A 26,435-nucleotide genomic window follows, 5' to 3' on the forward strand; every position below is an offset into this window, starting at 1 on the left:
TTACGCGCAGTTGAGTTGAGGGTGGTGAATCAATGGCTAGGCGCGGTCTGCCGCCAGGCCTGGGAGCGACGCAGCAAGCCGCGCGACGCCCAGGCCAGGAGCAGGGACACTCCCGCCGAGGTGAACAGAATCAGGGTCGACATCGCTGCCGCGCCGCCGACGTTGCCAGCGTCATCCATGTTCAATACCGCCACCGCCGCGAGGATGGTGTCGGGGCTGTAGAGGAAGATCGCCGCCGAGACGGTGGTCATGGCCGAGACGAACAGGTAGCGCACGATGTCCAGCAACGCCGGCAGGCAGATCGGCACGGTGACGCGCAGGTAGTGGCGGTACAGCGGTGCCTTGAGCGACAGCGCGGCCGCTTCGAACTCGGCGTCTAGCTGGCGCAGTGCCGTGGTCGCGGTCATCTGCGCGGTGGTCAGATAGTGCGCAATGGTGCACACGATCAGCAGGGTCATGGTCCCGTAGAGCACGTGCAGCGGGTTGCCGGTGAGGTTGAAGAAGAAGACGTAACCCAGGCCCAGCACCAGACCCGGCACCGCCATCGGCACGAAGCTGAGCATGCGCAAGGTCAGGTTCAGGCCGCGCTGGCCCTTGGTTTTCTCCATCAGGTAGGCGCCGGTGAAAATCAACACGCTGCCGATCAGCGCCGTGCCCACGGCCATTTTCAAACTGTTGCCGTAGGCCAGCCAGCCACCACCGGCGGTTTCGTTGAACTGGTAGTGATTGAGCGACAACGACAGGTTGTAAGGCCAGAACTTCACCAGGGACGAGAACACCGCCATGCCGAAGACCAGCAGCAACGCGGCGCTGATCAACAGGACAATGGCCAGGTAGCAGGCATCGCGCAGCTTCGACGGTGCCGGTTTGAACACCTGGGCGCGACCGCTCATGGAATCGCCATGACGACGGCGCAACCAGGCATCGACGCCGAAACTGAACAGGGCCGGCAACAGCAACACCATGCCGATCAACGCACCGCGACCGAACTGTTGCTGACCGACCACCGCCTTGTAGGCTTCCAGCGCCAGCACTTGATAGTCGCCACCAACCACTACAGGCACCCCGAAATCGGTGATGGTCAGGGTGAAGACCAGACAGAACGCGGCGAACACGGCCTGACGGGTCGCCGGCCAGGTGATGCTGCGGAAGGCTTTCGCCGGACTGGCACCCATACTGGAGGCGGCATCGAACAGGCGCGCATCCGCCAGGGACAGGGCCGACAGCAGAATCATCAAGGCATGGGGGAAGGTGTAGATGACCTCGCCCAGCACGATCCCCCAGAAACCATAGATGTTGTCCGAGAGCAGTCCACGCAACATGCCCTGGTTGCCGAACAGATAGACCAGGGCAATCCCCGGCAGCATGGACGGTGCCATCAAGGGCAACAGCGAGATGCCGCGCCAGACGCCTTTGCCCGGAATCAACGTGCGTTGCAGGGCGTAGGCAAACAGGTAAGCCAGCGGTACGACAATGGCCGCCACGCTGAGGGAAACCTTCAAGCTGTTACCGAGCAACCAATGGAAATTTTCGCTGGTCACCAACTCTTTGGCCGCCAGCCAACCGCCGCCCTGCCCGGCTTCGGCGCTGAATCCACGCCAGAAGATCGCCAGCAATGGCATCAATACGGCGATGCCGAGCAACACCAGCAGCAATACCTTGCCACCGACCACGAACACCCGATCGCCGATCTCGGCGCGGGAGGTCTGCCGAACCTGCTTGTGCGGTATCGGCAGGGCCATATTCGCGCTCATCAGGCGAACACCTGCAGGCTGCGTGGCGGCAGGGCCACCATGATTTGCTGGGCACCGAGACGCGGCATGGCTTCCGGTGCCAGTTCAGCCAGCAAGGGGTGACCCGGCAACTGGTCGAGTTCGAAGCTCATGCGGCAGCGATTGCCGAGGAAGGTGATTTCGCGCACCTTGGCCGGGAACAGGTTTTCCTCGTGCACGATCGGGTTGACGTTGATCGCTTCCGGACGGCAGAACAGCCGGCCTGACGAAGACTTCGCGCTGCCATCGGTCAGGCGCATGTTCAAGCCGCCGACTTTGGCGTGGCTGTCGCTGCTGCTGTGGAACGGCAGCCAGTTGCCCTGACCGACGAACTCCGCCACAAAAGGCGTCGCCGGGCGGTTGTAGATTTCCTGAGGCGTGGCGTACTGCTCGACCTTGCCGTTGTTCATCACGGCAATGCGATCGGCCATCAGCATGGCCTCGTCCTGGTTGTGGGTAACCATCAAGGTGGTGATGCCGAGATTGCGTTGCAACTGGCGCAGTTCGGTGCACAGATGCTCACGCACCCGGGCGTCGAGGGCAGACATCGGTTCGTCGAGCAGCAACAGCGAAGGCGCCGGCGCCAAGGCGCGGGCCAATGCCACACGCTGTTGCTGACCACCGGATAACTGGCCCGGGTACTTTTTCTCGCTGCCGCTCAGGCCGACCAGTTCCAGCATCTGCCCGACGCGACGGCGAATTTCATCGCGACCGTTGCCGGCCAGGCCGTAGGCAATGTTCGCTTCGACGGTCAGATTGGGAAACAGTGCGTAGGACTGGAACAGAATGCCGTAGTCCCGCGCCTGGGGTGCCAGGTGGGACACATCGCGATCGCCCAGGTACAACTCGCCGCTGTCCTGCTTTTCCAGACCGGCGATGCAACGCAGCAAGGTGGTCTTACCGCAGCCCGACGGGCCCAACAGGCACACCAGTTCACCGGCCGCGACATCGAGGGAAACGTTGTCCAGCGCGGTGAACGCGCCAAAGCGTTTCTGGACGCCGCGCACCTTCATCGGGGCGCCGGGGTTGGTCAGGGCAGTTGCGATCGAGTTGTTCATGGACGGACCTCATCTAGCAGATGGGGCCATCCTAGAGTTGTAATGAGTCCGTCATGTGGCAGTAAGGCAAAAACTGCCGATAGTGGTATTGGGGATTTTTGGTTGGCTCAATTGAGCAATAAATAACCTGTGACGAAGGAGCTTGCTCCCGTTGGAGCGCGCAGAGGTCCTATTTTGGGGCCGCTTCGCAGCCCAACGGGAGCAAGCTCCCTCGCCACAACGGTTTAAACGGGCGCCATTTCTTGCGCCAACCCGAGAAATGCCGCCGGCAGCCGCGCGCCCTTCCTCTCTTTGAGGCAATACAGGTATTCAGGAATCTGCGGCGCATTCTCGATGGTCAGCACCCGCAGCTGCGGATCGTGAGGCACTTCCTGACGGGCGATGATGCTGATGCCGATATTGCGCAGTACCGCCTCGCGGATCGATTCGCGGCTGCCGATTTCCAGCAACGGGCCGAAACACACCCCGGCACTGGCGAGCAGTTCTTCGGTCAATCGACGGGTGGTCGAACCCGGCTCGCGCATCAGCAAGGTATGCCCGGCCAAGGCGCTTAGCGACACGTGCTCGTGAACCGCCAGCGGATGATTGCGGTGCACAGCCAATACCAGCGGATCACTGCCCAGTACCCGACGAACCAGCCGTGCATCTTCGAGCAACTGCGACGATGCCGCGACATCGACCCGGTAATCCTCCAGCGCTTCGAGCACTTGCTGCGAGTTACCAATTTCCATCGACACCTCCACCTGCGGCAGGCGTTCGCGGAAGGTCTTCACCAGGTCGAGGATGTAATACGGCGCCGTGGCCGCGATGCGTAAGGTGCCTTGAACCTGGCCGCAATTGCGCAGGAAAAACTCGATGTCAGCTTCCTGCTGCATCAGCACCTTGACCATTGGCAGCAGCCGCGCGCCTTCTTCACTGACACTGAGGCGGCGGCCACCACGATAGAACAACTCAACCGAGTACTGACTTTCGAGGTTACGGATCTGCGTCGTTACCGTCGGTTGGCTCAAGCCGAGCTTTTTCGCCGCCAGGGTAATGCTGCCCAGACGGGCCACCATGTAAAACGCCTTCAGCTCGGCACTCAGCACACCCTTCCCTCTCCGTTTACTTGCGCAGCAGGCGCAAACCGTTGAACACCACCAGCAGGCTCACGCCCATGTCGGCGAACACTGCCATCCACATGGTAGCGACCCCGGCAAAGGTTACCCCAAGAAAGATCGCTTTGATTACCAGCGCCAGGGCGATGTTCTGCTTGAGGATGGTCGAGGTCTGACGCGACAGGCGAATAAAGGTTGGAATTTTGCGCAGATCGTCGTCCATCAGGGCGACATCCGCGGTCTCGATGGCGGTATCGGTACCGGCGGCGGCCATGGCGAAGCCGATCTCGGAACGTGCCAGCGCCGGGGCGTCGTTGATGCCGTCGCCGACCATGCCGACCCGATGGCCCTGGGCATAAAGGCTTTCGATTGCCTGCAGTTTGTTCTCTGGCAACAAATCGCCCTTGGCTTCATCGATGCCAACCTGGGCGCCGATGGCTTGTGCGGTGTGTACGTTGTCGCCGGTGAGCATCAGGGTCTTGATGCCCAGCTCATGCAACTGCTCGATGGCTTCGCGACTGGAATCCTTCACCGTATCGGCCACGGCAAACAGCGCCAATGGACCGGACGTGTCGAGCAACAACACCACCGACTTGCCCTGTTTTTCCAGGGCGAACAGCTTCTCTTCCAGCGCTGGCGAGCACAGGCCAAGGTCTTCCACCAGGCGATGGTTGCCCAAGTGGTAGAGCTGGCCATTGACCTCGCCGCGCACACCTCGCCCGCCCAGCGCTTCGAAGTTATCCACAGCCAGCGCCGGAAACTGCTTATCCACAGCCGCATTGGCGATAGCCAGCGATACCGGGTGATCCGAACGCCCGGCCAATGCCGCTGCAATGGCCGGTGCCGACGCCTCTGCGGTCGGGTCGAGTGACAGGTAATCGGTCTGAACCGGCTTGCCGTGGGTGATAGTGCCGGTCTTGTCCAGCGCCAGGTAGTCGAGCTTGTGACCGCCTTCCAGGTACACGCCACCCTTGATCAGAATGCCTTTGCGCGCCGCTGCCGCCAGGCCGCTGACAATGGTCACCGGGGTGGAAATGACCAGCGCACAGGGGCACGCCACCACCAGCAGGACCAGCGCCCGGTAGATCCAGTCGAACCACAACTCGCCCATGAACAGCGGTGGAATGACGGCGACCAGCAGCGCCAGGGCAAATACCGCCGGGGTGTAGATCTTCGAGAATTGATCGACGAAGCGCTGGGTCGGCGCCCGCGCGCCCTGCGCCTGCTCAACGGCGTGAATGATGCGTGCGAGGGTCGATTGCCCCGCCGCTGCCGTGACCCTGTATTCAAGGGAACCGGCCTGATTGATGGTGCCGGCAAACACTTTGTCGCCGACGGTTTTTTCTACCGGCAGGCTTTCGCCGGTAATTGGCGCCTGATCGATGGTTGAACGACCGGATACCACCTCGCCATCGAGGCCGATGCGCTCACCGGGACGAACTCGTACACGCGCCCCCATTTCGATGATTTTCACATCCTGTTCGACCCAGTTGCCGTCTGCCTGCAACACCGTCGCCTGCTCCGGCGCCATCTGCATCAGCCCGCCGATGGCGTTGCGCGCACGATCCAGCGAGCGCGCCTCGATCAGCTCGGCCACGGTGAACAGGAACATCACCATCGCCGCTTCCGGCCATTGGCCGATCAGGATCGCGCCGGTCACGGCGATGCTCATCAGCGCATTGATGTTCAGGTTGAGGTTCTTCAGGGCAATCCAGCCCTTCTTATAGGTGCCAAGACCGCCGCTGAGGATCGACACCAGCGCGATCATCGCCACCACCCAGGTCGGCGCGGCAGCAGTGAAGTGGATAACTTCGGCGAGCAATGCGCCGACGCCGGACACTGCCAGCGGCCACCAGTGTTTTTTCGGCGCCTGGACTGCGGGCGTTTCAACCCCCAGGTCCAACGGTTCGGCGTGCATACCCAGGGACTTGATCGCCTCGACGATTGGTTCGGTGCCCGGTAGGTCGTGGGTAACGCCCAACACTCGGTTAATCAGATTGAACTCCAACTGCTGCACGCCGGTCAGCTTGCTTAGCTTGTTCTGGATCAGCGTCTGCTCGGTCGGGCAGTCCATCGCTTCGATGCGAAAGCTGCTCAGACGAGCGCCAGCCGTCGGCGATTCGCTCAGCGTAACCCGCGCCGGTGCTGCCATTTTCGAGGAGCAGCAGGCGTCGCCGTGACCTGCGTGGTCATGCTTGGGCAGGGGCCGCAGCTTAACGCCGTTTTCATGTTCGGCCACAGGTTTGTGGGTATGCTGAGAATCGCTCATTGGTTGCGTCCATAAGAGTGCCTGTTGCCAAGTAAAGACCCTGTAGCCACTATAGGGTCAAGCACGTATTTGGAGTTTGTCTTCATGAAGATTGGAGAACTGGCGAAGCTCACCGACTGCGCCGTGGAAACCATCCGCTACTACGAGCGCGAAAACCTGTTGCCGGAGCCTGCCCGGAGCGACGGCAACTACCGCGTCTACACCCAGGCTCACGCCGAGCGCCTGACGTTTATCCGCAATTGCCGCACGCTTGACATGACGCTCGAAGAAATACGCAGCCTGCTGGCGTTTCGCGACAGCCCGCAGGATCAGTGCGAGAGCGTCAACGCGTTGATCGACGAACATATACACCATGTGAAGGCACGGATCGACGGCCTGCTGGCCTTGCAGACGCAACTGCTCGACCTGCGCCAACGCTGTGGCGACGGGCCGGATATCGATCAATGTGGGATTTTGCAGCGACTGGAAGTCAGTGGCGGGGTTGTGGCGACGGAGGTCGGGCATTCCCATGTGGGCCGAAGTCACGGCCACTGAGCGCACGACAAAACACTGTGGGAGCTAGCTTGCTGGCGATAGCGGCCTCTGAGTCAACATCTCTGTTGAATCTGACGGCCCTATCGCCAGCAAGCTAGCTCCCACAGGGGTGTTGCGTGAAACCTCTACACCGCCATCGGCGCAGTCATCGGCGCGTGGTGCTCGTAGCCTTCCAGCGAGAAATCACTCGGCTCGACCAGCTCCAGCCACTCCGGCTGATACACACCGGTCTTGGCAAACTCCGGCACGCGGTCGGAGATCTTCAGTTTCGGCATCGGGAACGGCTCGCGCTTGAGCTGTTCGTTGAGCATGTCCAGATGGTTTTCGTAGACGTGGGCATCGCCGATGAAATAGGTGAACCAGCGCGGGGTGTAGCCGGTCAGGCGACCGATCAGGCTGAGCAGCGCGGCGCCTTCAGTCAGGTTGAACGGCGTGCCCAGGCCCAGGTCGTTGGAACGGATGTAGAGCGTCAGGGAAATCTCCTTGGTCTCGACATTCGGGTGGAACTGATAGAGCAAGTGGCATGGCGGCAAGGCCATTTCATCCAGCTGGGCGCAGTTCCAGCCGTGGAACAGAATGCGGCGGCTGCCCGGGTCATTGATGATGGTGTCGACGCACTGGCGCACCTGATCGATGGCCTTGTACAGCACCACGTAGGCCTGGCCGTCTTCTTCACCCTGGGCGATCTGCTTGTAGCCCTGGTTCAGGGTCTGCTCGATGGCGGCCGGATTGCTCAGCGGGATCTGCTTGTACGCCGGCCATTTGCGCCATTGCACGCCGTAGATTTCGCCGAGGTCGTCTTCGCCCTGACGGAACGGGTTGGCCAGCCACTGGGCGTTTTCGTTGGCGTTCTGGTCCCAGACCTTGCAGCCCAGTGCACGGAATTCAGCGGCGTTGTTCACGCCACGCAAAAAACCACACATCTCACCGATGGCCGATTTAAAGGCCATTTTGCGCGTGGTGATCGCCGGAAAACCTTCCTGCAGGTCATAGCGCAGCATCGCACCGGGAAAGCTGATGGTGTTCACGCCGGTACGGTTGGCCTGTTTGGTGCCGTTCTTGATGACGTGGGCGACCAGTTCGAGATATTGCTTCATGAGTTACCTGTTTCCTTGAACCCGGGGCGCGGCCTCGGGCTCGAATTAGCGTCGTTGCTCAGACTGCCGCAGCGGGAGCGGCCGGGGCGCGTCGATAGGCCAGCCAGATCAGCAGCAGACCGCCGACGATCATCGGCACGCACAGCACCTGGCCCATGGTCAGCCAGTTCCAGGCCAGATAGCCCAGTTGCGCGTCCGGCACGCGGACGAACTCGACGATGAAACGGAAGATGCCATAGAACAGCGCGAACATGCCGGATACCGCCATGGTCGGCCGCGGCTTGCGCGAGAACAACCAGAGGATCAGGAACAGCGCGACACCTTCCAGGGCGAACTGGTAGAGCTGCGACGGGTGACGCGGCAACTGCGCCGGATCGCTGAACGGCGGGAAGATCATCGCCCACGGTACGTCGGTCGGCTTGCCCCACAGTTCGGCGTTGATGAAGTTGCCGATGCGCCCGGCACCCAGGCCAATCGGCACCATCGGTGCAACGAAGTCCATCAGCTGGAAGAACGACTTGTTGTTCTTCTTGCCGAACCACAACGCGGCCAACATCACCCCGATGAATCCGCCGTGGAACGACATGCCGCCCTTCCACACTTCGAAAATCAGCGTCGGGTTGGCCAGGTAGGCGCTCAAATCGTAGAACAGCACATACCCCAGACGCCCGCCGACGATTACCCCCATCGACATCCAGAACACCATGTCGGAGAGCTTCTCCTTGGTCCAGGTCGGGTCGAAGCGGTTCAGGCGACGGGAGGCCAGCAGCCAGGCGCCGCCGATGCCGATCAGGTACATCAGACCGTACCAGTGGATTTTCAGCGGACCGATGGCCAGGGCCACCGGATCGATCTGCGGGTAAGGCAGCATTGCGACTCCTCGTTAGCGTTCAAATCTCAAAAATTCCCGGGCGACGCTGTCACGCCAGGATTAAGCCAGGATTGCGCGGTGCGTCAGAGCAAGCGCTTCATAGTAGAAAGCTCAAGCCCACGCAGAACAGCAAAGCGGCAAACAGTCTTTTCAGCAACTTGGGCGACAGCCTGTGGGCCAGCCGCGCACCGATTCTGGCGAACACCATGCTGGTCAGGGCGATGCCCAGCAGCGCCGGCAAATAGACAAAACCGAGACTATGGGCCGGAAGCAGCGGATCGTGCCAGCCCAGAATCATGAAACTTAATGCACTTGCCAGAGCGATCGGCAGGCCGCAGGCCGAAGAGGTCGCCACGGCTTGCTGCATCGGCACGCTGCGCCAGGTCAGGAAGGGCACGGTCAGCGAACCGCCGCCGATCCCGAAGATCGCCGAGGCCCAGCCGATCACACTGCCGGCCAAGGTCAGACCCAGTTTACCCGGCACGGTTCGACTGGCCTTGGGTTTCGCGTCCAGCATCAGCTGCGCGGCAATCACCAAGGCAAACACACCGATGATCTTTTGCAGGTTCGGCCCGGAAATCGCTTCGGCGGTCAGCGCGCCAAAGCCGGCACCGATCAGGATGCCCACGGTCATCCACATGAAAATCGGCCAGCGCACGGCACCCCGACGGTGATGCTCGCGCACCGCGTTGACAGAAGTGAAGATGATCGTCGCCAGCGAAGTTCCCACGGCGAGATGGGTCAGGATCGACTGATCGAAGCCCTGCAAGGTGAAACTGAACACCAGCACCGGCACGATGATGATCCCGCCGCCGACACCGAACAGGCCAGCAAGCACGCCTGCGCAGGCGCCCAGCGCCAGATAGAGCAGAAATTCCATGGCCCGTCCCCCAATAAGTGCCGCATGGTAACGGATGCAGGGCATCGCGCTCCACTGGAGGCGATGGAAGTGCAGGCGATGTCTGCGTAGAGTGGGCAGAAAACACACAAGGACCACCTTATGTGCCTGATTGTTTTTGCCTGGCGCCCGGGTCACGCCCAGCCACTGATCGTTGCGGCCAACCGCGATGAATTCTACGCCCGCCCCAGCCTGCCGCTGGCGCAATGGTCCGACTTCCCACAGGTGTACGCCGGGCGCGACCTGGAAGCCGGTGGCACCTGGCTTGGCTTGGGGGCCAACGGTCGTTTTGCCGCGCTGACCAATATCCGCGATCCGCACCAGCCACCCGGCCGTCGTTCCCGAGGCGAACTGGTCGCGCGCTTTCTCAGCGGCGAGATGCCGATTGACGACTATTTGGCCGACGTTGTTGCACGTTCGCCGGAGTATGGCGGGTTCAACCTGTTGATCGGCAACACCCACGAGCTCTGGCACTTCAATGCCCGGGAAAGTGAGGCGACGATGCTGCCACCGGGAGTCTACGGCGTGTCGAACGCGGGCTTGGATACACCCTGGCCGAAATTGCTCAAGGCCAAGGCAGCCTTGACCGAGGTGCTGGAAGATCCACAGCCGCAAGCGTTGCTGGCACTACTGGGAGATGCCCAGGTGGCGCCGTTTGCCGAGCTGCCGGATACCGGCGTTGGCCTGGCCACCGAGACATTGCTGTCGAGTGTGTTTATCGCCAGTCAGAGTTATGGCACGCGGGCGAGTACGGCGTTGATTGTGCAGGCGGATGGGACGCGGCATCTGCTCGAACGGAGTTTCGGGCCGTATGGCGGGCATCTTGGGGAAGTGGAGATCAGGCTTTAGTCTGCATTGTCTGGACTGACCTCATCGCGAGCAAGCTCGCTCCCACAGGGGATTCGCGTCGTTTACAAATCCAGTGTGGGAGCGAGCCTGCTCGCGATAAGGCTGATGCAGGTTTAGAGAGCCTTGACCGAAACCGGATTGATCATCCGCGCCAGCCCGAGATTCTTCAGCGCCAGTTGCAGCGAGCTGTGGATAACTTGCGGATTGTCGATCGTCATCAACTCGGCCAGCAACTCCCTGGCCATGTCCAGGTTGATCTGACGCAGCATCCACTTCACCTTCGGCAAGTTGGTGGCGTTCATCGACAGGCTGTCGAAGCCCATCGCCATCAACAACACCGCCGCTGCCGGATCACCCGCCATCTCGCCACAGATACTCACCGGCTTGCCTTCGGCATGGGCATCACGCACCACGGTCTGCAATGCCTGGAGCACCGCCGGGTGCAGGTAGTCGTAGAGGTCGGCCACCCGCGGGTTGTTACGGTCCACGGCCAGCAGGTACTGGGTCAGGTCGTTGGAACCGACCGAAAGAAAGTCGACCTGCCGCGCCAGCTCCTTGGTCTGATACACCGCTGCAGGAATCTCGATCATCACGCCAATGGGCGGCATCGGCACATCGCAGCCTTCGTCGCGCACCTCACCCCAGGCCCGATGGATCAGGTGCAGGGCTTCTTCCAATTCATGGGTGCCGGAAATCATCGGCAGCAGAATGCGCAGGTTGTTCAGGCCTTCGCTGGCCTTGAGCATGGCGCGGGTCTGCACCAGGAAGATTTCCGGGTGGTCGAGGGTCACGCGAATGCCACGCCAGCCGAGGAACGGGTTGTCTTCCTTGATCGGGAAGTACGACAGCGACTTGTCACCGCCGATGTCCAGGGTACGCATGGTCACCGGTTGCGGGTGGAAAGCGGAGAGCTGCTCGCGGTAGATCGCCAGTTGCTCCTTCTCGCTCGGGAAGCGCTGGTTGATCATGAACGGCACTTCGGTGCGATATAGACCGACGCCTTCGGCGCCGCGCTTCTGCGCACGGGCCACGTCTGCCAGCAGGCCGGTATTGACCCACAGCGGCATGCGATGGCCGTCGGTGGTCACGCAGGGCAGATCGCGCAGGGAATCAAGGCCCAGGGCCAGCTGCTTCTCTTCTTCCACCACTTCGGCGAACTGCTTGCGCAATACTTCGCCGGGGTTGGTGTACACCTCGCCACGGTTACCGTCGACGATCAGCTCGATACCGTCGACCTTGGCGTACGGCAGGTCGACCAGGCCCATGACCGTCGGAATACCCATGGCACGCGCCAGGATCGCCACGTGGGAGTTACCGGAACCCAGCACCGAAACCAGACCGACCAGCGTACCTTCCGGCACCTCGCCGAGCATGGCCGGCGTCAGCTCTTCACTGACCAGAATGGTTTTTTCCGGGTAGACCAGATTCTGCTGACGCTCTTCCTGGAGGTAGGCGAGCAGACGGCGACCGAGGTCCTTGACGTCCGACGCCCGCTCGCGCAGGTATTCATCGTCCATCAACTCGAAACGATTGACGTGATCACTGACCACCTGACGCAAAGCGCCCTGGGCCCACTGGCCGGTCTTGATCACGGTGGTGACTTCGCTGCCCAGCGCGGCATCGTCGAGCATCATCAGGTAGACGTCGAACAAGGCTCGCTCTTCCGGACGCAATTGGGTCGCGAGCTTGGCGGACAGGGCGCGCATATCGGCGCGCACGCCTTCGATGGCGGTCTTGAACAACGCCAGTTCGGCGTCGATGTCGGTGATGGTCTTGTCCGGCACCACGTCCAGATCAGCCGGTGGCAGCATGACCACGGCGGTACCGACTGCCGCGCCGGGTGAACCCGGCACGCCGACGAACTTGGCTTCCTGAATCCCCTTGCCCTGACGGCCCAGGCCACGGATCGAACCGGTGGCCTCGGCATGGGCGATCACACCGGCCAGTTGCGCGCTCATGGTCACGAGGAAGGCTTCTTCACCCTCATCGAACTGGCGGCGCTCTTTTTGCTGAATGACCAGCACACCGACAACCCGGCGGTGGTGAATGATCGGTGCCCCGAGGAAGGAGGCGTAGCGCTCTTCTCCGGTCTCGGCGAAGTAACGGTAGCGCGGGTGGTCCGCAGCGTTTTCGAGGTTCAGGGGTTCTTCACGCGTACCGACCAGGCCGACCAGACCCTCATTGGGCGCCATGCTGACCTTGCCGATCGAGCGCTTGTTCAAGCCCTCGGTAGCCATCAGCACGAAACGGTTGGTCTCCGGATCAAGCAGGTAGACCGAGCAGACCTGGCTGCCCATGGCCTCTTTGACGCGCAACACAATAATCCCCAACGCCGCCTTGAGATCCTTGGCGGAGTTAACTTCCTGGACGATCTTGCGCAGCGTATTGAGCATGGCTCGGGGTCGAACTCCGTCGTCAGTCGCGCGCTAACAGGCGCGGGGCAAGCTCTTTGAGGGCGCGTCGATACACCTCGCGCTTGAATGTCACCACCTGGCCCAACGGATACCAATAGCTGACCCAGCGCCAGCCATCGAATTCCGGTTTACCGGTCAAATCCATCCGCACCCGCTGCTCATTGGAGATCAGGCGCAGGAGAAACCATTTCTGTTTCTGGCCGATGCACAGCGGTTGGCTGTGCGTACGCACCAGACGTTGCGGCAAACGATAGCGCAACCAGCCCCGGGTGCAGGCGAGAATTTCAACATCTTCACGCTCAAGGCCTACTTCTTCGTTCAGCTCGCGGTACAAGGCGTCTTCCGGCGTCTCTTCGGGGTTGATTCCACCCTGGGGAAACTGCCAGGCATCTTGATTGATTCGGCGAGCCCATAGCACCTGGCCGGCGTCATTCGTCAGAATGATCCCGACATTGGGGCGAAAACCATCGGGGTCGATCACGGCAACAACCTCGCAAACGCATGTCGCCGCATTGTTCCACAAAGGTTGGGAGGGCGGCAACGAAGCTTCCTACCTTATGTGCACTCTTGTGAAAAGACCGTATTCTTGTCGCCTTTTTACAGACTTTTCAGCGGGTAACTGCAATGCGCCTGGCTTTATTCGATTTGGACAACACCCTCCTGGGCGGCGACAGCGATCACGCCTGGGGTGATTACCTCTGCGAGCGTGGCTTCCTCGACGCCGTGGCCTACAAGACGCGCAACGATGCGTTCTATCAGGACTACCTGGCCGGCAAGCTGGACAACGCCGCCTACCTGAACTTCTGCCTGGAAGTGCTGGGCCGTACCGAGATGGCCACCCTCGCTCAATGGCACAGCGACTTCATGCGTGACTGCATCGAACCGCTCATGCTGCCCAAGGCCGTCGAACTGCTGAAGAAACACCGCGACGCCGGCGACAAACTGGTGATCATCACCGCCACCAACCGCTTCGTGACCGCGCCTATTGCCGTGCGCTTGGGCGTTGAAACCCTGATCGCCACCGAGTGCGAAATGGTTGATGGCCGCTACACCGGACGCAGCACCGACGTGCCGTGCTTCCGCGAAGGCAAGGTGACACGCCTGAATCGCTGGCTGGAAGAAACCGGGCATTCGCTGGAAGACAGCTACTTCTACAGCGATTCGATGAATGATCTGCCGCTGCTGGAGCAGGTAACGAATGCCGTGGCGGTCGATCCAGATCCGAATCTGCGTGCCGAAGCCGAGAAACGTGGTTGGCCGGTGATCAGTCTGCGCGGCTGAAAACCCTATCGCGAGCAAGCTCGCTCCCACATTGGATGTGTGAACGACACAGATCCCCTGTGGGAGCGAGCCTGCTCGCGATGAAGTCGACTCGGTGAAGGGTTAAACCGGCTTGGCGCCCATCAACCCGGCAATCGCGATAAAACAGACAAAACTGAACAACGCCAGGGCAAAGGTAAACTTACCTACGCTACCCGGCGCCTTGCGCAACTTGTTCAGCCGCACCAGCAACCAGAACCAGGCCAGCGCCGCTACGGTGTACAGCACACTGGAGGCCAGCAACCAGGTCTGCCCCAACGGCCAGCCCACCAGATGCACCATCCCCCAGCCGGTGAACGGCATGCTCAGCAACGCCAGGCCCATCAACAGCCAGACGAACACCCGCGGCCGTTGCAGCGTGCGGCTGCCCGCCGTGGCATCGCCCTTGCGCCGCGCCAGAAACACCCAGACGCCCAACCCCAGCGCGCATCCCAGCAGGACAACTGTCGCGATCATGTGCGCCATTTTCAGGGCAGATAACGTTTCCATTGTTCGACTTCCTTATGACCTGCCCTTGAGCGTAGCCGCTCAGCCCAGAAACAGCTGATAGGCCGGGTTGTCGCTTTCGTCCCAGTACGGGTAGCCGATTTCTTCCAGGGCGGCCGGCACCAGATGGCGCTCGTCATGGGGTACTTGCAGGCCTGCGACCACTCGACCGTCGGCCGCACCGTGGTTGCGGTAATGGAACATCGAAATGTTCCAGCGCCCGCCGAGCTTGTTGAGGAAGTTGAACAGCGCCCCCGGACGCTCCGGGAACTCGAATCGCAGGATCACTTCATCGACCACGTGCGCCGCTCGGCCACCGACCATGTGGCGGATGTGCAGCTTGGCCAGTTCGTTGTCAGTCAGGTCGAGAACCGGGAACCCCTGCTCGCCGAGGCTGGCGATCAGCTTGCTGCGCGGGTCGTTTTCCGGATGGGTCTGCACGCCGACGAATATGTGAGCTTCGCTGCCGGTGTTGTAGCGGTAATTGAATTCGGTGATCTGGCGCTTGCCGATGGCTTCGCAGAACGCCTTGAAGCTGCCCGGTTTCTCGGGAATGGTCACGGCGATGATCGCTTCGCGGCCTTCGCCAAGTTCTGCCCGCTCGGCAACATGGCGCAGGCGGTCGAAGTTGACGTTGGCGCCAGAATCGATGGCGACAAAGGTCTGGCCACTGACGCCGCGCTGCTCGACGTACTTCTTGATCCCGGCCACGCCCAGCGCGCCGGCAGGTTCGGTGATCGAGCGGGTATCGTCGTAGATATCCTTGATCGCCGCGCAGATTTCGTCGGTGCTGACGGTGATCACTTCATCGACGTAGTCCTTGCAGATGTCGAAGGTGTGCTGACCGATCTGGGCCACTGCCACACCATCGGCAAAGATGCCCACGGTCGGCAATACCACGCGCTCACCCGCCGCCATCGCGGCTTGCAGGCAGTTGGAATCGTCCGGCTCGACGCCGATGACCTTGATGTCTGGGCGCAGATATTTCACGTACGCCGCGATCCCGGCGATCAGGCCGCCGCCACCGACAGGGACGAAAATCGCATCCAGCGGCTGTGGGTGCTGGCGCAGGATTTCCATCGCCACCGTGCCCTGCCCGGCAATGGTGTGCGGATCATCGTAGGGGTGAATGTAGACATAGCCCTTTTCGTCGACCAGCTTCAGCGAGTAAGCCAGGGCCTCCGGGAACGAATCGCCGTGCAGCACCACTTTACCGCCGCGCGAGCGTACACCTTCGACCTTGATCTCAGGGGTGGTCTTGGGCATGACGATGGTCGCCTTCACACCCAACACCTTGGCTGCCAGGGCCAGGCCTTGTGCGTGGTTGCCCGCCGATGCGGTGACCACGCCACGCGCCCGCTCTTCGTCCGTCAGCTGGGTCAGCTTGTTGTAGGCGCCGCGAATCTTGAACGAGAACACCGGCTGCAAGTCTTCACGCTTGAGCCAGATGCTGTTGCCCAGTCGCTCGGAAAGCTGGCGGGCAGTCTGCAATGGGGTTTCTACGGCAACGTCATAAACGCGCGAGGTGAGGATCTTTTTGACGTACTGTTCAAGCATCGGAAAGCATCACTGAGCGGGTTGGGCAGGACCAAGGAGTCTAACCCGGCTTTCGTCCGCACGACCACACTAAACCGGTGGTTTCACAGTGACGCACATCCTCTGTGGCGAGGGAGCTTGCTCCCGCTCGACTGCGGAGCAGTCGCAAAACCATCTTGCGCAGCCTGCCTGAAGGATCGCAGGGGAGCGCTTCGCACTCCAACGGGAGCAAGCTCCCTCGCCACGGGAAACCATTCGACACACTGGCAATGACCTTCCCCGCCTCCAGGCCTATAATGCCGGCCATTCGTTCCCCCCTCTTCGGCACCTCGGAGCCCGCATGACCCAGGATCAACTCAAACAGGCAGTGGCTCAGGCCGCCGTCGACTTCATCCTTCCGAAACTCGACGACAAGAGCATCGTCGGGGTCGGCACCGGCTCCACCGCCAACTGCTTCATCGATGCACTGGCCCAGCACAAGGGCGCATTCGACGGCGCGGTGGCCAGTTCCGAAGCCACCGCCGCGCGCCTCAAAGGCCACGGCATTCCGGTGTATGAGCTGAACACTGTCAGCGACCTGGAGTTCTACATCGACGGCGCCGATGAAAGCGACGAGCACCTGAACCTGATCAAGGGCGGCGGCGCGGCCCTGACCCGTGAGAAGATCGTTGCGGCCGTGGCCAAGACCTTCATCTGCATCGCCGACGCCAGCAAACTGGTGCCGGTACTGGGCACCTTCCCGCTGCCAGTCGAAGTGATCCCGATGGCCCGCAGCCACGTGGCTCGCGAGCTGGTGAAGCTCGGCGGCGACCCGGTCTACCGTGAAGGCGTACTAACCGATAACGGCAACATCATCCTCGACGTGTTCAACATGCAGATCACCAACCCGGTGGAGCTGGAGACACAGATCAACGCGATCGTCGGCGTGGTCACCAATGGTCTGTTCGCAGCGCGCCCGGCTGACTTGCTGCTGTTGGGTACCAGTGAAGGCGTGAAAACCCTGAAGGCTGAGTAAGCCCGGACTGCCCAAACTTCATGGCAGATGAAAAACCTGTGGGAGCTGGCAAGCCAGCTCCCACAATGTTTTGTGGTGATGCTTAGGGCTGCTCAGGCTTCTTGAAGACATAAAACAGGTTCGGCTCACTCACCAGGTACAACGCTCCGTCGTCGTCCATGGCGATGCCTTCCGCTTGCGGCACGGTCTTGCTCAAGCCTTGCCGACCCTTGCTCAGCGACAGCGTGCTGATCGGCCGCCCGCCCACATCCAGCTCCAGAATCAGCCGTGACTCATCCGACAACGCCAGCAAGTGCCCGCTGCGTTCGTCGTACTGCAGGCTCGACAGGTCGCGCACGAACATCCCGGCATCCCGCTTGGGGTTGTTGATCACGTGTATGGCGTAGGACTTTTCCGGGTTGAAGTGGGGAAAGCCGTGCACTTCATAGATCAGCATCGGGTCGCGTTCCTTGGCGACAAACAGGCGCTTGCCCACCGAGTCGTAGGCCAGTCCTTCAAAACCTTTGTTGCCACTCATGTGTACACCAAGGGTCATCTGCTCGGCATCGGCAGCGTCGAGGTAAGTCGTGTCCGCTTCCAGATGAATCTTGATCAGGCGCTGCTCGCTCTCGTCGGTGATCACGTAGGTGTCGGCACTGATGAACTCCACCGCCTCCGGGTCGCCAAACCCGATCAGCGCCACACGACGCAAGATCCTGCCGTCGAGGGACAACTCGATCAGCTCGGCATTCTTGTTGGTGACGGTAAACAGGCTTTTGTGCACCGGGTCGAAGGTCAATGCCGAGACATCATCGGCCAGGCCTTCGATGACTTGCCCCTGGGTGACTGCCTGGTATTGGTCCAGGCCGATGGATTGAGTGCTCTGCGGCTGCCACAACGCGCGCAGATTGAACCAGCCGCGCTCGAACAGGCGCAGGTACTGACCGATCGTAATCAAGACGATCAGCAAGATCGCCAGCACGATCAGCATCAGGGGTTTGGGGCGGGTCAATCGACGCATGCAAACGGGCTCAGGGTCAAAACAGGCGGATGAAATATCACGCCTGTCTGAACTGAAGCTTAATGGCCTGCGGCCTGATCCTACAATCGAACGCTGAAATTCCTACAGGTGTTGGTTCAACGCTGCTTTTCGAAGCGATAGAACAGGTTCGGCTCACTGACCATGTACAGATTGCCCTCCTCGTCCATGGTCACGCCTTCGGCCCGCGGAATGGTGTTTTTCAGGCCGTTGAAGCCACGCAGGAGGGTGATGAAACTGACCTGTTCGCCCTTCTTGTCCAACTCCAGCAGCAGGTGCGAGTCAGCGGACAACACCAGCATGTGCCCGGTGCGCGGATCGATAGCCAGGGCCGACAGGTTGCGCATGTCCAGCGCGTGGCTGGCCAGTTTGACCTTGTCGCCGGTCAGGGTCTTGCCATCGCCATTCCAGACAAATAGCGCCGGCGGCCGCTCCTCACCCAGCATCATCCGCTGATTGCGGGCATCCCAGGTCACGCCTTCGAAGGCCTTGTTCTGGTCTTTCGAAGGTCCGAGATCGTATTTCGGGAAGTCGGCGATGTTCAGCTCGCGGGTATTGGCATCGACCTTGACGATGGTGATCAGGTGCTGACGCTCATCGACGATGGCCAGCAGGCCGTTACCCAGCACGGTGACGCCTTCAGGGTTGCTCCAGCCCACCAGCGGCATCTTGCGCAACACGTCGCCCTGCAACGTCAACTCGACCAGGAACGGATTCTTGCCCATCACCGAAAACAGGGTCTTGGTCTGAGGGTCGTACGCCAGGTCCGACGCCTCGTCCTTTTCCATGCCCGGCAGCAGCTTGGCATCGATTACCGCCCGGTAGTCCGGCAACCAGATACTCGCCTGGCGCTCGGCCGGGCTCTTGAACTGCTCTTTCACCCAGAGCACGCCCCGGGAATCCCAGTGCATGGCAAACGCCACGCCGTAGGCGACGACCACCAGCAACAGCCAGATGTACCAGCGCAAGCCAAAACGGGGGCGACGGGCAGGGTTGAGCGAGGAATTCGGTGCTGTGGCCATCGGAGAATGGGTTCCAGAAATTCAGGCTAGGGGTAATAGCACAAATGCGCCGACAGAGGCGCCGACCGCTGAAGAATTATCCGCAGAGCCTGTGAAAAAAACGGGAAATGACAGGGTGAGTCATTTAAAACCACCCTAAAACCTATATGGGAGCGAGCTCGCTCCCACAGGGATTTGCCGTGTCTGGACTAGCGGACGCTGCTGGTGAAACGGCTGGCGCCAGGCAGTTCCAGCACGATCTCGTCACCGACATTCAACGGACCAACGCCCACCGGTGTGCCAGTGAGGATCACGTCCCCGGCCTGCAACGAGAAGCAACCGGCCATGTGCTGGATCATCGGCACGATCGGGTTGAGCATCACGCTGCTGTTACCGTCCTGGCGCACCTGGCCGTTGATGGTCAGGCGGATACCAATGTCGGTCAGGTCGGCAAAGGTACTGCCGGACACAAACGGAGCAATCACCGCAGCACCATCGAAGGACTTGGCGATTTCCCACGGCAAGCCCTTGGATTTCAGCTCGGCCTGCTTGTCACGCAGGGTCAGGTCCAGGGCCGGGGCGAAACCGGAAATGGCATCCAGCACTTCTTCGCGGCTCGGTTTGGTCGATAACGGCTTGCCGATCAAGACCGCGATTTCCGCCTCGTAATGCACGGAGCCGCGCTCGGTCGGGATGCTGAAACCACCTTCCAGTGGCACCACGCAACTGCCTGGTTTGATGAACAGCAGTGGCTCGGTCGGAACCGGGTTGTCCAGTTCCTTGGCGTGTTCGGCGTAGTTACGGCCGATGCACACCACTTTCCCGATCGGAAAGTGAATACGCGTACCGTCGACATACTGGTGCTGATAGCTCATTTACCGACTCCTGCCTTCATTGATTCTTGGGACGTGCGATCACACCGCGAAGATTTTGCCCGGGTTCATGATGCCATTCGGGTCGAACACTGCCTTGACGGCCTTCATGTATTCGATCTCAACCGGAGAACGGCTGTAGGTCAAGTAATCGCGCTTGGTCATGCCCACGCCATGTTCGGCGGAAATCGAACCGTTGTACTTCTCAACGGTTTCGAACACCCACTTGTTCACGGTCGCGCACTTGGCAAAGAAATCATCCTTGCTCAGGTTATCCGGCTTGAGGATGTTCAGGTGCAGGTTGCCGTCGCCGATGTGGCCGAACCAGACGATTTCGAAATCCGGGTAGTGTTCGCCGACGATCGCGTCAATTTCCTTCAGGAAAGCCGGGACTTTCGACACAGTGACCGAAATATCGTTCTTGTACGGCGTCCAGTGGGAAATGGTTTCGGAGATGTATTCGCGCAACTTCCACAGATTTTGCAGCTGGGTTTCGCTCTGGCTCATCACGCCGTCCAGCACCCAGCCCTGCTCGACGCAGTGCTCGAAGGTTTCCAGGGCATGGTTGGCCACTTCTTCAGTGGTCGCTTCGAACTCCAGCAGCGCGTAGAACGGGCAATCGGTTTCGAATGGCGCTGGCACATCACCACGGGCCATGACCTTGGCCAGCGCCTTGTCGGAGAAGAATTCGAACGCAGTCAGGTCGAGTTTGCTCTGGAACGCGTGCAATACCGGCATGATCGCGTCGAAATCGCTGGTGCCGAGGACCATGGCGGTCAGGTTTTTCGGCGCGCGATCCAGACGCATGGTCGCTTCAACCACAAAACCCAGGGTGCCTTCAGCGCCGATGAACAGTTGACGCATGTCGTAGCCGGTGGCGTTCTTGATCAGGTCGCGGTTCAGCTCCAGCACGTCACCCTTGCCGGTGACGACTTTCATGCCGGCTACCCAGTTACGGGTCATGCCGTAGCGAATCACCTTGATTCCGCCGGCATTGGTGCCGATATTGCCGCCAATCTGGCTCGAACCTGCCGAAGCGAAGTCCACCGGGTAGTACAGGCCTTTTTCTTCGGCGACGTTCTGCAGATGCTCGGTGACCACGCCCGGCTGGCACACGGCGGTGCGGTCGGTGAGGTTCACATCGAGAATCTGGTTCATGTAGTCGAACGACACCACGACTTCGCCGTTGGCCGCTACGGCAGCAGCGGACAGGCCGGTACGACCACCGGACGGCACCAGCGCCACCTTGTGCTTATTGGCCCACAGGACGATGGCCTGGACCTGCTCGGTGGTCTTGGGGAACACGATGGCGGTCGGGGCCGGGGCGAAATGCTTGGTCCAATCCTTTCCGTAAGCATTCAGGGAGTCGGCATCGGTCAGCACCTTGCCAGGCTCAACCAGGGTCTTCAGCTCATCAATCAGGGCAGGATTGGTCATCGACAGAACTCTCGAACAATTCATGGTCATCCTGAGAACGCTTCACGTCGCAGGAATGAGTGTTTAGCGGGGCGCATATGCTAGCATACCGACCCCGCAGGATAGTGCCCAACGGGTGTTCTGCGGCGACGGCTTTCCTGCCGTCCGGGTCAGCTCCAGGCTGCTCCCTTCCCTGCCAATTTTCTCCGGGATACAGGTTTACGCAGATGAGCAAGACTTCTCTCGATAAGAGCAAGATCAAGTTCCTTCTTCTCGAAGGCGTCCACCAATCGGCTGTCGACGTCCTCAAGACGGCGGGCTACTCCAACATCGAGTACCTCACAGGTTCTCTGCCGGAAGCCCAGCTGAAGGAAAAGATCGCCGATGCTCACTTCATCGGCATTCGCTCCCGCACTCAACTGACCGAAGAGATCTTCGATCACGCGAAGAAACTCGTCGCTGTCGGCTGTTTCTGCATCGGCACCAACCAGGTTGACCTGGACGCTGCCCGCGAGCGCGGTATCGCCGTGTTCAACGCGCCGTACTCCAACACTCGTTCCGTAGCCGAACTGGTACTGGCCGAAGCGATCCTGTTGCTGCGCGGTATCCCTGAGAAGAACGCTTCCTGCCACCGTGGCGGCTGGATCAAGAGCGCGGCCAACTCCTTCGAAATCCGCGGCAAGAAGCTGGGTATCGTCGGTTACGGCTCGATCGGTACGCAACTGTCGGTCCTGGCGGAAGGCCTGGGCATGCAGGTGTACTTCTACGACACCATCACCAAGCTGCCACTGGGCAACGCCACTCAGGTCGGCAACCTGCACGAACTGCTGGCGATGTCCGACATCGTTTCCCTGCACGTTCCGGAAACCGCTGCGACCCAGTGGATGATGGGCGAGAAGGAAATCCGCGCGATCAAGAAAGGCGGCATCCTGATCAACGCCGCACGCGGCACCGTGGTCGAACTGGACCACCTGGCAGCGGCCATCAAGGACAAGCACCTGATCGGCGCGGCCATCGACGTATTCCCGGTGGAGCCACGCTCCAACGACGAAGAGTTCGAAAGCCCGCTGCGTGGCCTGGACAACGTGATCCTGACCCCGCACATCGGTGGTTCCACCGCCGAAGCCCAGGCCAACATCGGTCTGGAAGTGGCGGAAAAACTGGTCAAGTACAGCGACAACGGTACTTCGGTATCGTCGGTGAACTTCCCGGAAGTGGCCCTGCCGGCTCACCCTGGCAAGCACCGCCTGCTGCACATCCACGAAAACATTCCGGGCGTGCTCAGCGAGATCAACAAGGTCTTCGCCGAAAACGGCATCAACATCTCCGGTCAGTTCCTGCAGACCAACGAGAAAGTCGGCTACGTGGTCATCGACGTCGACGCCGAGTACTCGGACCTGGCGCAAGAGAAGCTGCAACACGTCAACGGCACCATCCGTTGCCGCGTGTTGTTCTGATAGCGGCTTGAGCGACAAAAAAAGGGAGCCTTCGGGCTCCCTTTTTCATACCCTCGGAAAAATCATTTCACCGTTACGGTGATCTTTTCCGAAACGATGGGCGGATCGAATGCCATGTGGTTCTTGTCACCCAGCTCCAGCTGCAGGGTGTGCTGGCCAGGCGGCAAGGTCACCTCGGTTTCGGTCTGGGCCTTGCCGAAGTGCACATGATTGGCGTCTACCGGGATGACCGAGCCGGCCGGGATGATTTCCTTGGCATCGATCAGCAGGTGGTGGTGACCGGTATTGGCGGTGGCGTCTCCCGCCGGTGCCAGGGCGATGCCTTTTACTTCAAACTTGACCTTGAACGTCTTGCCCACCGTTTCGCCGCTGGAAGGCGAACCGATATTCACTGCGGCGCCCTGCGGGGCCGGCGTCGCTGCACTGGCCAACACTGAAACGCCCATCAACAGGCCAGCCAAGGCTGCACGTGACATCAAGCTTTTCATTTTCTTCTCCAGTTTTTTCGTAAAATCCGCGTGGTCATGACAACTTCATGACCATTCGTTGTCGAAGGCACTCGACAACCATAGCAAAGCGAGCCTGAATGAGAGGGCCGCGATAAAAAATTCAAAGGAGTGACCATGCGCTTTCTGCCTGGCCTGATCTGCCTGCTACCCCTTTTGAGCCCCTTGGCTCATGCCGAACTGATTGATGACGTCAACGACCGGGGCGAACTGCGTATCGCCGTTGAGGCCAATACACCGCCCTTCAACTTCAAGGAAGACGACAAACTCACCGGTTTCGAAGTCGAGCTGGGGCAAATGCTGGCCAGCGAACTCGATGTGCGGGCCGACTTTGTCATCACCGACGGCACCGACATGCTGAGCGGCGTCGAGAGCGGCAAGTACGACGTTGCCATCAACCACATAGCACAGACCCCGGATCTGCAGGATCGTTTCGACTTCAGCGAGCCTTACATCAAAACCAGTGCCCAACTGATCGCGCAGAAAGAAGAACCGCAATCGATGCTGCTGGTGCAATCGTTGACGGAGCAGAAGCCGAAAGCGAATCCGCCGGTGAACCTGGCGATCCCGTTTCAGAAAGGAAATCCGGCGTTTCATGCCAGCCTGGAGAATGCGTTGAAGCGGATCAAGGAAGACGGGCGCATGGCGGCGCTGGAGAAGAAGTGGTTTACGGCTGGGGCCGAGGCCGGAGAAGCCACCAAGCCTTCGGTGCAGTAATTCAAATGCCCCTCACTCTAACCCTTTCCTGGAGGGAGAGAGGACTGACTGGGTGCTTTTCAAAACCTGAATTCGACCCCGTTATCAGCTGGTCAGCAAATCGACAAACAACTCGGTCGCTCCCCTCTCCCTCCGGGAGAGGGCCAGGGTGAGGGCTGGTTTTTGAATCAGGTCAAAGCCCTCAAGGCCACCAGCGCCTCAGCCAACTCCAATTCACTGAACACCTGCACGCCATTGCGCGTGAGAAGAGCGGCCGTCACGCCCTCGCCGCTGACCTTCACGCCACTGAAGGTGCCGTCATAGGTCAGCAAATTCCCGCAGGACGGACTGTTGGCCTTGAGCACGGCAATCTGAATGCCATGCTTGCGCACCAACTCCAGCGCCTGATACGCCCCCGACAGAAACTGCGCACTGACATCCTCGCCCTCGGTGGTGATCACCGATGCCTGCCCATCCAGCACGTGCGTGCCCTGCCCGCCCGGGATTTCCGCCGCTGCCCGAGGCGTCGGCAGACCACCGGCGACTTCCGGGCACAACGGCACCACCCGCCCTTCATCCAGCCACTGCTGCAACTGATCGAAAGGCCCGCTCGCGCCACCGTCGTAACGGACGCGGTGGCCCAACAGGCAGCGACTGACGAGAATTTTCTGCATGATCAGAACGGCTCGTTGCCGCGACGGCGGAACCAGCCGGTCAGCGACAGGCGATCGCGCGCGGCGGGCAGGACTTCATGAGGGACTTCGCCGGAAAGAAACACCACCAGGCAGCCACCAGTAGGCTGCACGTCGTGAACACGGTCATTGTCGAGGTACATGCGCAACTGGCCGCCATCTTCGGGCAACCAGCCGTCATTGAGGTAGACGACCGCCGATACCATGCGTCGATCGTCATCACGGAAACGGTCGAGGTGCCGGAGGTAAAACGCGCCGGGCGGGTACATCGCGAAGTGGCTTTCGAAATCTTCAAGACCGAGAAACAGACCACGATTGATCGCTTCGCGCAGGCTGCCCATCAAGCTCAGGTAGCTGTCGCAAGCCTCGGCCTGGCCTGGATCGATCCACTGGATATGGTCACCGCGAATCCCCTCGCGAATCTCCGACGTCGGCCCACGCCCGACCGCTGCCGGGGCCAATTCACCCTCCGCCGCACGTTTACGGCACTCGGCCGCCAGCGCTCGGGTCAGTTCCTGAGGCAGGAAAATATTCTGCTGCGACCAGCCGTATTCGGCCAGGTCGTCGACAATTCGTAACAGCAGCGGGTGATCAGAGGATATTTGCATGGCGCGCATAGTATTCCTGTGCCCGGAAATCCGACAGAGCCACGCAGCGGGTTGATACGAATTCTCGACAAGACCTGATGCCGCACGGAGAATAGTCGCCTGCTGACAGGAGTCCCTATGCGCCGTTTGCTTTTCTCACTGTTGATGTTCTGCGCTTTGCCCGCCTGGGCAGACAGCCACGATCAGTTGTACAAGATCGCCGGTTGGCCGGAACAACGCGCGCACTTCAACGACGCCCTCTCGGCTGCACAACAACGCTATCAAGGCAGTCTGCCGCCAGCGGTGTTTCAGGCGCTGGTCAACAACAGCAACCAGCGCTTTGCCGCGCAAGCCGTGGACCAGCGCGCTGAAGCGCAGTTGCGCAAGAACCTCGCCGATCCGAAACCGGCACTGACCTTCTTCCAGTCACCTCTGGGCAAAAAGATCGTCGCCGCCGAACTGCTGGCGACCCGTCGCGACCAATTGGCGAAGAACGCCCACGGCTTGCCGAAAATGGAAGCCAGCGACAGCCGCATGCTGATCATTGGCCATCTGGCCCAGGCCCTGCCCGCTCGCGAGGCCGGCGCGGAAGTCAGCCTGGCGATTGCCGGCGTCGCGGCTGACAGCTTGAGTTCGATGATCCCCGGCCTGCTTGGCGCCGGTCAGGCCCAAGGCATGCTCAACGGGCAGCGTCAGCGCTTGATGGACCAGATCGGCAGCGACCTGAACAACACGCTGCTTTACGTCTACCGCGACCTGTCGGATAACGAACTGGAAGAGTTTGCGACCTTTGCCGAATCGGCTGAAGGTCAGGCTTACTATCAGGCGGCGTTGGCGGCGATTCGAGCGGGGTTGGCAGTGGGACAGAGTTCGTCGAGCCTGGCCCAATAATCCTCGGTGCCTGATGGATAGCCATCGCTAGCAGGCTAGCTCCCACAGAGGCTGGGAGTCGTCCTCTGATTATCTGATCAACA

25 protein-coding genes are annotated in these 26,435 nt (G+C 60.6%); 7 read left to right on the forward strand and 18 right to left on the reverse strand.

What is annotated here, in order from left to right; translation table 11 throughout:
• Positions 1-29 precede the first annotated feature (29 nt).
• From EIY72_RS05710 to EIY72_RS05725, 4 genes are all read right to left on the reverse strand, one after another.
• A complete protein-coding gene (locus EIY72_RS05710; protein ID WP_093229002.1) occupies positions 30-1,754 on the reverse strand; it encodes a putative 2-aminoethylphosphonate ABC transporter permease subunit in 1,725 nt (574 codons plus the stop codon).
• Positions 1,754-2,830, reverse strand: a complete 1,077-nt coding sequence (locus EIY72_RS05715) for a putative 2-aminoethylphosphonate ABC transporter ATP-binding protein (RefSeq protein WP_093228999.1) — start codon at positions 2,828-2,830, stop codon at positions 1,754-1,756. The genes EIY72_RS05710 and EIY72_RS05715 overlap by 1 nt, the downstream gene beginning before the upstream one ends.
• 224 nt (positions 2,831-3,054) lie before the next feature.
• A complete protein-coding gene (locus tag EIY72_RS05720) occupies positions 3,055-3,918 on the reverse strand; it encodes a LysR family transcriptional regulator (protein WP_093228996.1) in 864 nt (287 codons plus the stop codon).
• Positions 3,919-3,934: 16 nt separating this feature from the next.
• Positions 3,935-6,196, reverse strand: a complete 2,262-nt coding sequence (locus EIY72_RS05725; protein ID WP_093228993.1) for a heavy metal translocating P-type ATPase — start codon at positions 6,194-6,196, stop codon at positions 3,935-3,937.
• Between the two features lie 84 nt (positions 6,197-6,280).
• On the opposite strand from EIY72_RS05725, the gene cadR reads away from it, so the two are divergent.
• Positions 6,281-6,730: a Cd(II)/Pb(II)-responsive transcriptional regulator gene (gene cadR / locus EIY72_RS05730; RefSeq protein WP_093228990.1), complete on the forward strand. Its 450-nt coding sequence runs from the start codon at positions 6,281-6,283 to the stop codon at positions 6,728-6,730.
• 125 nt (positions 6,731-6,855) lie between these two features.
• Here cadR and EIY72_RS05735 read toward each other — a convergent pair whose 3' ends face one another.
• From EIY72_RS05735 to EIY72_RS05745, 3 genes are all read right to left on the reverse strand, one after another.
• Entirely contained in the window at positions 6,856-7,827 is a 972-nt protein-coding gene (locus EIY72_RS05735) for a thymidylate synthase (protein WP_093228987.1), read from the reverse strand.
• A gap of 58 nt (positions 7,828-7,885) precedes the next feature.
• Entirely contained in the window at positions 7,886-8,698 is an 813-nt protein-coding gene (gene lgt, locus EIY72_RS05740) for a prolipoprotein diacylglyceryl transferase (RefSeq protein WP_093228984.1), read from the reverse strand.
• Positions 8,699-8,795: 97 nt separating this feature from the next.
• Entirely contained in the window at positions 8,796-9,578 is a 783-nt protein-coding gene (locus tag EIY72_RS05745; protein ID WP_093228981.1) for a sulfite exporter TauE/SafE family protein, read from the reverse strand.
• Between the two features lie 120 nt (positions 9,579-9,698).
• Here EIY72_RS05745 and EIY72_RS05750 point away from each other — a divergent pair, with 120 nt between their 5' ends.
• Complete coding sequence (locus EIY72_RS05750; protein ID WP_093228978.1) at positions 9,699-10,445, forward strand: NRDE family protein; 747 nt, start codon at positions 9,699-9,701, stop codon at positions 10,443-10,445.
• A 113-nt stretch (positions 10,446-10,558) separates the two neighbouring features.
• On the opposite strand, the gene ptsP is transcribed toward EIY72_RS05750, so the two are convergent.
• Together ptsP and EIY72_RS05760 are read right to left on the reverse strand one after the other, a co-directional pair.
• Positions 10,559-12,838, reverse strand: coding sequence for a phosphoenolpyruvate--protein phosphotransferase (gene ptsP, locus EIY72_RS05755; RefSeq protein WP_093228975.1), 2,280 nt, complete (start codon positions 12,836-12,838; stop codon positions 10,559-10,561).
• A 22-nt stretch (positions 12,839-12,860) separates the two neighbouring features.
• Positions 12,861-13,340: an RNA pyrophosphohydrolase gene (locus tag EIY72_RS05760; protein ID WP_003229203.1), complete on the reverse strand. Its 480-nt coding sequence runs from the start codon at positions 13,338-13,340 to the stop codon at positions 12,861-12,863.
• A gap of 143 nt (positions 13,341-13,483) precedes the next feature.
• On the opposite strand from EIY72_RS05760, the gene EIY72_RS05765 reads away from it, so the two are divergent.
• Positions 13,484-14,140, forward strand: coding sequence for a histidinol-phosphatase (locus tag EIY72_RS05765; RefSeq protein ID WP_093228972.1), 657 nt, complete (start codon positions 13,484-13,486; stop codon positions 14,138-14,140).
• Positions 14,141-14,242: 102 nt separating this feature from the next.
• Here the strand turns inward: EIY72_RS05765 and EIY72_RS05770 are convergent, their stop codons facing one another.
• Positions 14,243-14,668 (reverse strand): DUF2269 domain-containing protein, encoded by a 426-nt coding sequence (locus EIY72_RS05770; RefSeq protein WP_093228969.1) that lies wholly within the window; start codon positions 14,666-14,668, stop codon positions 14,243-14,245.
• Between the two features lie 39 nt (positions 14,669-14,707).
• Complete coding sequence (gene ilvA / locus EIY72_RS05775) at positions 14,708-16,222, reverse strand: threonine ammonia-lyase, biosynthetic (protein WP_093228966.1); 1,515 nt, start codon at positions 16,220-16,222, stop codon at positions 14,708-14,710.
• A gap of 319 nt (positions 16,223-16,541) precedes the next feature.
• Here ilvA and rpiA point away from each other — a divergent pair, with 319 nt between their 5' ends.
• On the forward strand, positions 16,542-17,216 hold the full coding sequence (rpiA, locus tag EIY72_RS05780; protein WP_093228963.1) for a ribose-5-phosphate isomerase RpiA: 675 nt from the start codon (positions 16,542-16,544) through the stop codon (positions 17,214-17,216).
• An 82-nt stretch (positions 17,217-17,298) separates the two neighbouring features.
• Here the strand turns inward: rpiA and EIY72_RS05785 are convergent, their stop codons facing one another.
• The 4 genes from EIY72_RS05785 to EIY72_RS05800 all read right to left on the reverse strand — a co-directional run bounded on the left by EIY72_RS05785 (position 17,299) and on the right by EIY72_RS05800 (position 21,544).
• Positions 17,299-18,216 carry an SdiA-regulated domain-containing protein gene (locus EIY72_RS05785; protein ID WP_093228960.1) on the reverse strand — a complete coding sequence of 306 codons (918 nt, stop codon included), beginning with the start codon at positions 18,214-18,216 and terminating at the stop codon, positions 17,299-17,301.
• Positions 18,217-18,332: 116 nt separating this feature from the next.
• Positions 18,333-19,256, reverse strand: coding sequence for an SdiA-regulated domain-containing protein (locus EIY72_RS05790; RefSeq protein WP_093228957.1), 924 nt, complete (start codon positions 19,254-19,256; stop codon positions 18,333-18,335).
• A gap of 188 nt (positions 19,257-19,444) precedes the next feature.
• Positions 19,445-20,110, reverse strand: a complete 666-nt coding sequence (locus EIY72_RS05795; protein WP_093228954.1) for a fumarylacetoacetate hydrolase family protein — start codon at positions 20,108-20,110, stop codon at positions 19,445-19,447.
• Between the two features lie 39 nt (positions 20,111-20,149).
• Complete coding sequence (locus EIY72_RS05800; protein WP_093228951.1) at positions 20,150-21,544, reverse strand: FAD-binding oxidoreductase; 1,395 nt, start codon at positions 21,542-21,544, stop codon at positions 20,150-20,152.
• 206 nt (positions 21,545-21,750) lie between these two features.
• Here EIY72_RS05800 and serA point away from each other — a divergent pair, with 206 nt between their 5' ends.
• A complete protein-coding gene (serA, locus tag EIY72_RS05810) occupies positions 21,751-22,980 on the forward strand; it encodes a phosphoglycerate dehydrogenase (protein ID WP_093228949.1) in 1,230 nt (409 codons plus the stop codon).
• A gap of 62 nt (positions 22,981-23,042) precedes the next feature.
• Here the strand turns inward: serA and EIY72_RS05815 are convergent, their stop codons facing one another.
• Entirely contained in the window at positions 23,043-23,468 is a 426-nt protein-coding gene (locus EIY72_RS05815) for a DUF4399 domain-containing protein (protein ID WP_093228946.1), read from the reverse strand.
• Positions 23,469-23,603: 135 nt separating this feature from the next.
• Between EIY72_RS05815 and EIY72_RS05820 the strand changes: the two genes are divergently transcribed.
• Positions 23,604-24,203: a transporter substrate-binding domain-containing protein gene (locus tag EIY72_RS05820; protein ID WP_093228943.1), complete on the forward strand. Its 600-nt coding sequence runs from the start codon at positions 23,604-23,606 to the stop codon at positions 24,201-24,203.
• Between the two features lie 167 nt (positions 24,204-24,370).
• Here the strand turns inward: EIY72_RS05820 and EIY72_RS05825 are convergent, their stop codons facing one another.
• On the reverse strand, positions 24,371-24,856 hold the full coding sequence (locus EIY72_RS05825) for a 2-thiouracil desulfurase family protein (protein WP_093228941.1): 486 nt from the start codon (positions 24,854-24,856) through the stop codon (positions 24,371-24,373).
• 2 nt (positions 24,857-24,858) lie between these two features.
• Positions 24,859-25,491, reverse strand: a complete 633-nt coding sequence (locus EIY72_RS05830; RefSeq protein WP_093228938.1) for a 2OG-Fe(II) oxygenase — start codon at positions 25,489-25,491, stop codon at positions 24,859-24,861.
• Positions 25,492-25,599: 108 nt separating this feature from the next.
• Between EIY72_RS05830 and EIY72_RS05835 the strand changes: the two genes are divergently transcribed.
• On the forward strand, positions 25,600-26,352 hold the full coding sequence (locus tag EIY72_RS05835; RefSeq protein WP_093228935.1) for a DUF2059 domain-containing protein: 753 nt from the start codon (positions 25,600-25,602) through the stop codon (positions 26,350-26,352).
• Positions 26,353-26,435 lie beyond the last annotated feature (83 nt).

It is taken from the genome of Pseudomonas vancouverensis (assembly GCF_004348895.1).
Taxonomy (GTDB): Bacteria; Pseudomonadota; Gammaproteobacteria; order Pseudomonadales; family Pseudomonadaceae; genus Aquipseudomonas; species Aquipseudomonas vancouverensis.

What these genes read in the sequence shown, in the direction of transcription:
- EIY72_RS05710 (WP_093229002.1), bottom strand. Translation starts at nt 1,754, where the DNA reads ATGAGCGCGAATATGGCCCTGCCGATACCGCACAAGCAGGTTCGGCAG.
- EIY72_RS05715 (WP_093228999.1), bottom strand. Translation starts at nt 2,830, where the DNA reads ATGAACAACTCGATCGCAACTGCCCTGACCAACCCCGGCGCCCCGATG.
- EIY72_RS05725 (WP_093228993.1), bottom strand. Translation starts at nt 6,196, where the DNA reads ATGAGCGATTCTCAGCATACCCACAAACCTGTGGCCGAACATGAAAAC.
- cadR (WP_093228990.1), top strand. Translation starts at nt 6,281, where the DNA reads ATGAAGATTGGAGAACTGGCGAAGCTCACCGACTGCGCCGTGGAAACC.
- EIY72_RS05735 (WP_093228987.1), bottom strand. Translation starts at nt 7,827, where the DNA reads ATGAAGCAATATCTCGAACTGGTCGCCCACGTCATCAAGAACGGCACC.
- lgt (WP_093228984.1), bottom strand. Translation starts at nt 8,698, where the DNA reads ATGCTGCCTTACCCGCAGATCGATCCGGTGGCCCTGGCCATCGGTCCG.
- EIY72_RS05745 (WP_093228981.1), bottom strand. Translation starts at nt 9,578, where the DNA reads ATGGAATTTCTGCTCTATCTGGCGCTGGGCGCCTGCGCAGGCGTGCTT.
- EIY72_RS05750 (WP_093228978.1), top strand. Translation starts at nt 9,699, where the DNA reads ATGTGCCTGATTGTTTTTGCCTGGCGCCCGGGTCACGCCCAGCCACTG.
- ptsP (WP_093228975.1), bottom strand. Translation starts at nt 12,838, where the DNA reads ATGCTCAATACGCTGCGCAAGATCGTCCAGGAAGTTAACTCCGCCAAG.
- EIY72_RS05765 (WP_093228972.1), top strand. Translation starts at nt 13,484, where the DNA reads ATGCGCCTGGCTTTATTCGATTTGGACAACACCCTCCTGGGCGGCGAC.
- EIY72_RS05770 (WP_093228969.1), bottom strand. Translation starts at nt 14,668, where the DNA reads ATGGAAACGTTATCTGCCCTGAAAATGGCGCACATGATCGCGACAGTT.
- ilvA (WP_093228966.1), bottom strand. Translation starts at nt 16,222, where the DNA reads ATGCTTGAACAGTACGTCAAAAAGATCCTCACCTCGCGCGTTTATGAC.
- rpiA (WP_093228963.1), top strand. Translation starts at nt 16,542, where the DNA reads ATGACCCAGGATCAACTCAAACAGGCAGTGGCTCAGGCCGCCGTCGAC.
- EIY72_RS05785 (WP_093228960.1), bottom strand. Translation starts at nt 18,216, where the DNA reads ATGCGTCGATTGACCCGCCCCAAACCCCTGATGCTGATCGTGCTGGCG.
- EIY72_RS05790 (WP_093228957.1), bottom strand. Translation starts at nt 19,256, where the DNA reads ATGGCCACAGCACCGAATTCCTCGCTCAACCCTGCCCGTCGCCCCCGT.
- EIY72_RS05795 (WP_093228954.1), bottom strand. Translation starts at nt 20,110, where the DNA reads ATGAGCTATCAGCACCAGTATGTCGACGGTACGCGTATTCACTTTCCG.
- EIY72_RS05800 (WP_093228951.1), bottom strand. Translation starts at nt 21,544, where the DNA reads ATGACCAATCCTGCCCTGATTGATGAGCTGAAGACCCTGGTTGAGCCT.
- serA (WP_093228949.1), top strand. Translation starts at nt 21,751, where the DNA reads ATGAGCAAGACTTCTCTCGATAAGAGCAAGATCAAGTTCCTTCTTCTC.
- EIY72_RS05815 (WP_093228946.1), bottom strand. Translation starts at nt 23,468, where the DNA reads ATGAAAAGCTTGATGTCACGTGCAGCCTTGGCTGGCCTGTTGATGGGC.
- EIY72_RS05820 (WP_093228943.1), top strand. Translation starts at nt 23,604, where the DNA reads ATGCGCTTTCTGCCTGGCCTGATCTGCCTGCTACCCCTTTTGAGCCCC.
- EIY72_RS05825 (WP_093228941.1), bottom strand. Translation starts at nt 24,856, where the DNA reads ATGCAGAAAATTCTCGTCAGTCGCTGCCTGTTGGGCCACCGCGTCCGT.
- EIY72_RS05830 (WP_093228938.1), bottom strand. Translation starts at nt 25,491, where the DNA reads ATGCGCGCCATGCAAATATCCTCTGATCACCCGCTGCTGTTACGAATT.
- EIY72_RS05835 (WP_093228935.1), top strand. Translation starts at nt 25,600, where the DNA reads ATGCGCCGTTTGCTTTTCTCACTGTTGATGTTCTGCGCTTTGCCCGCC.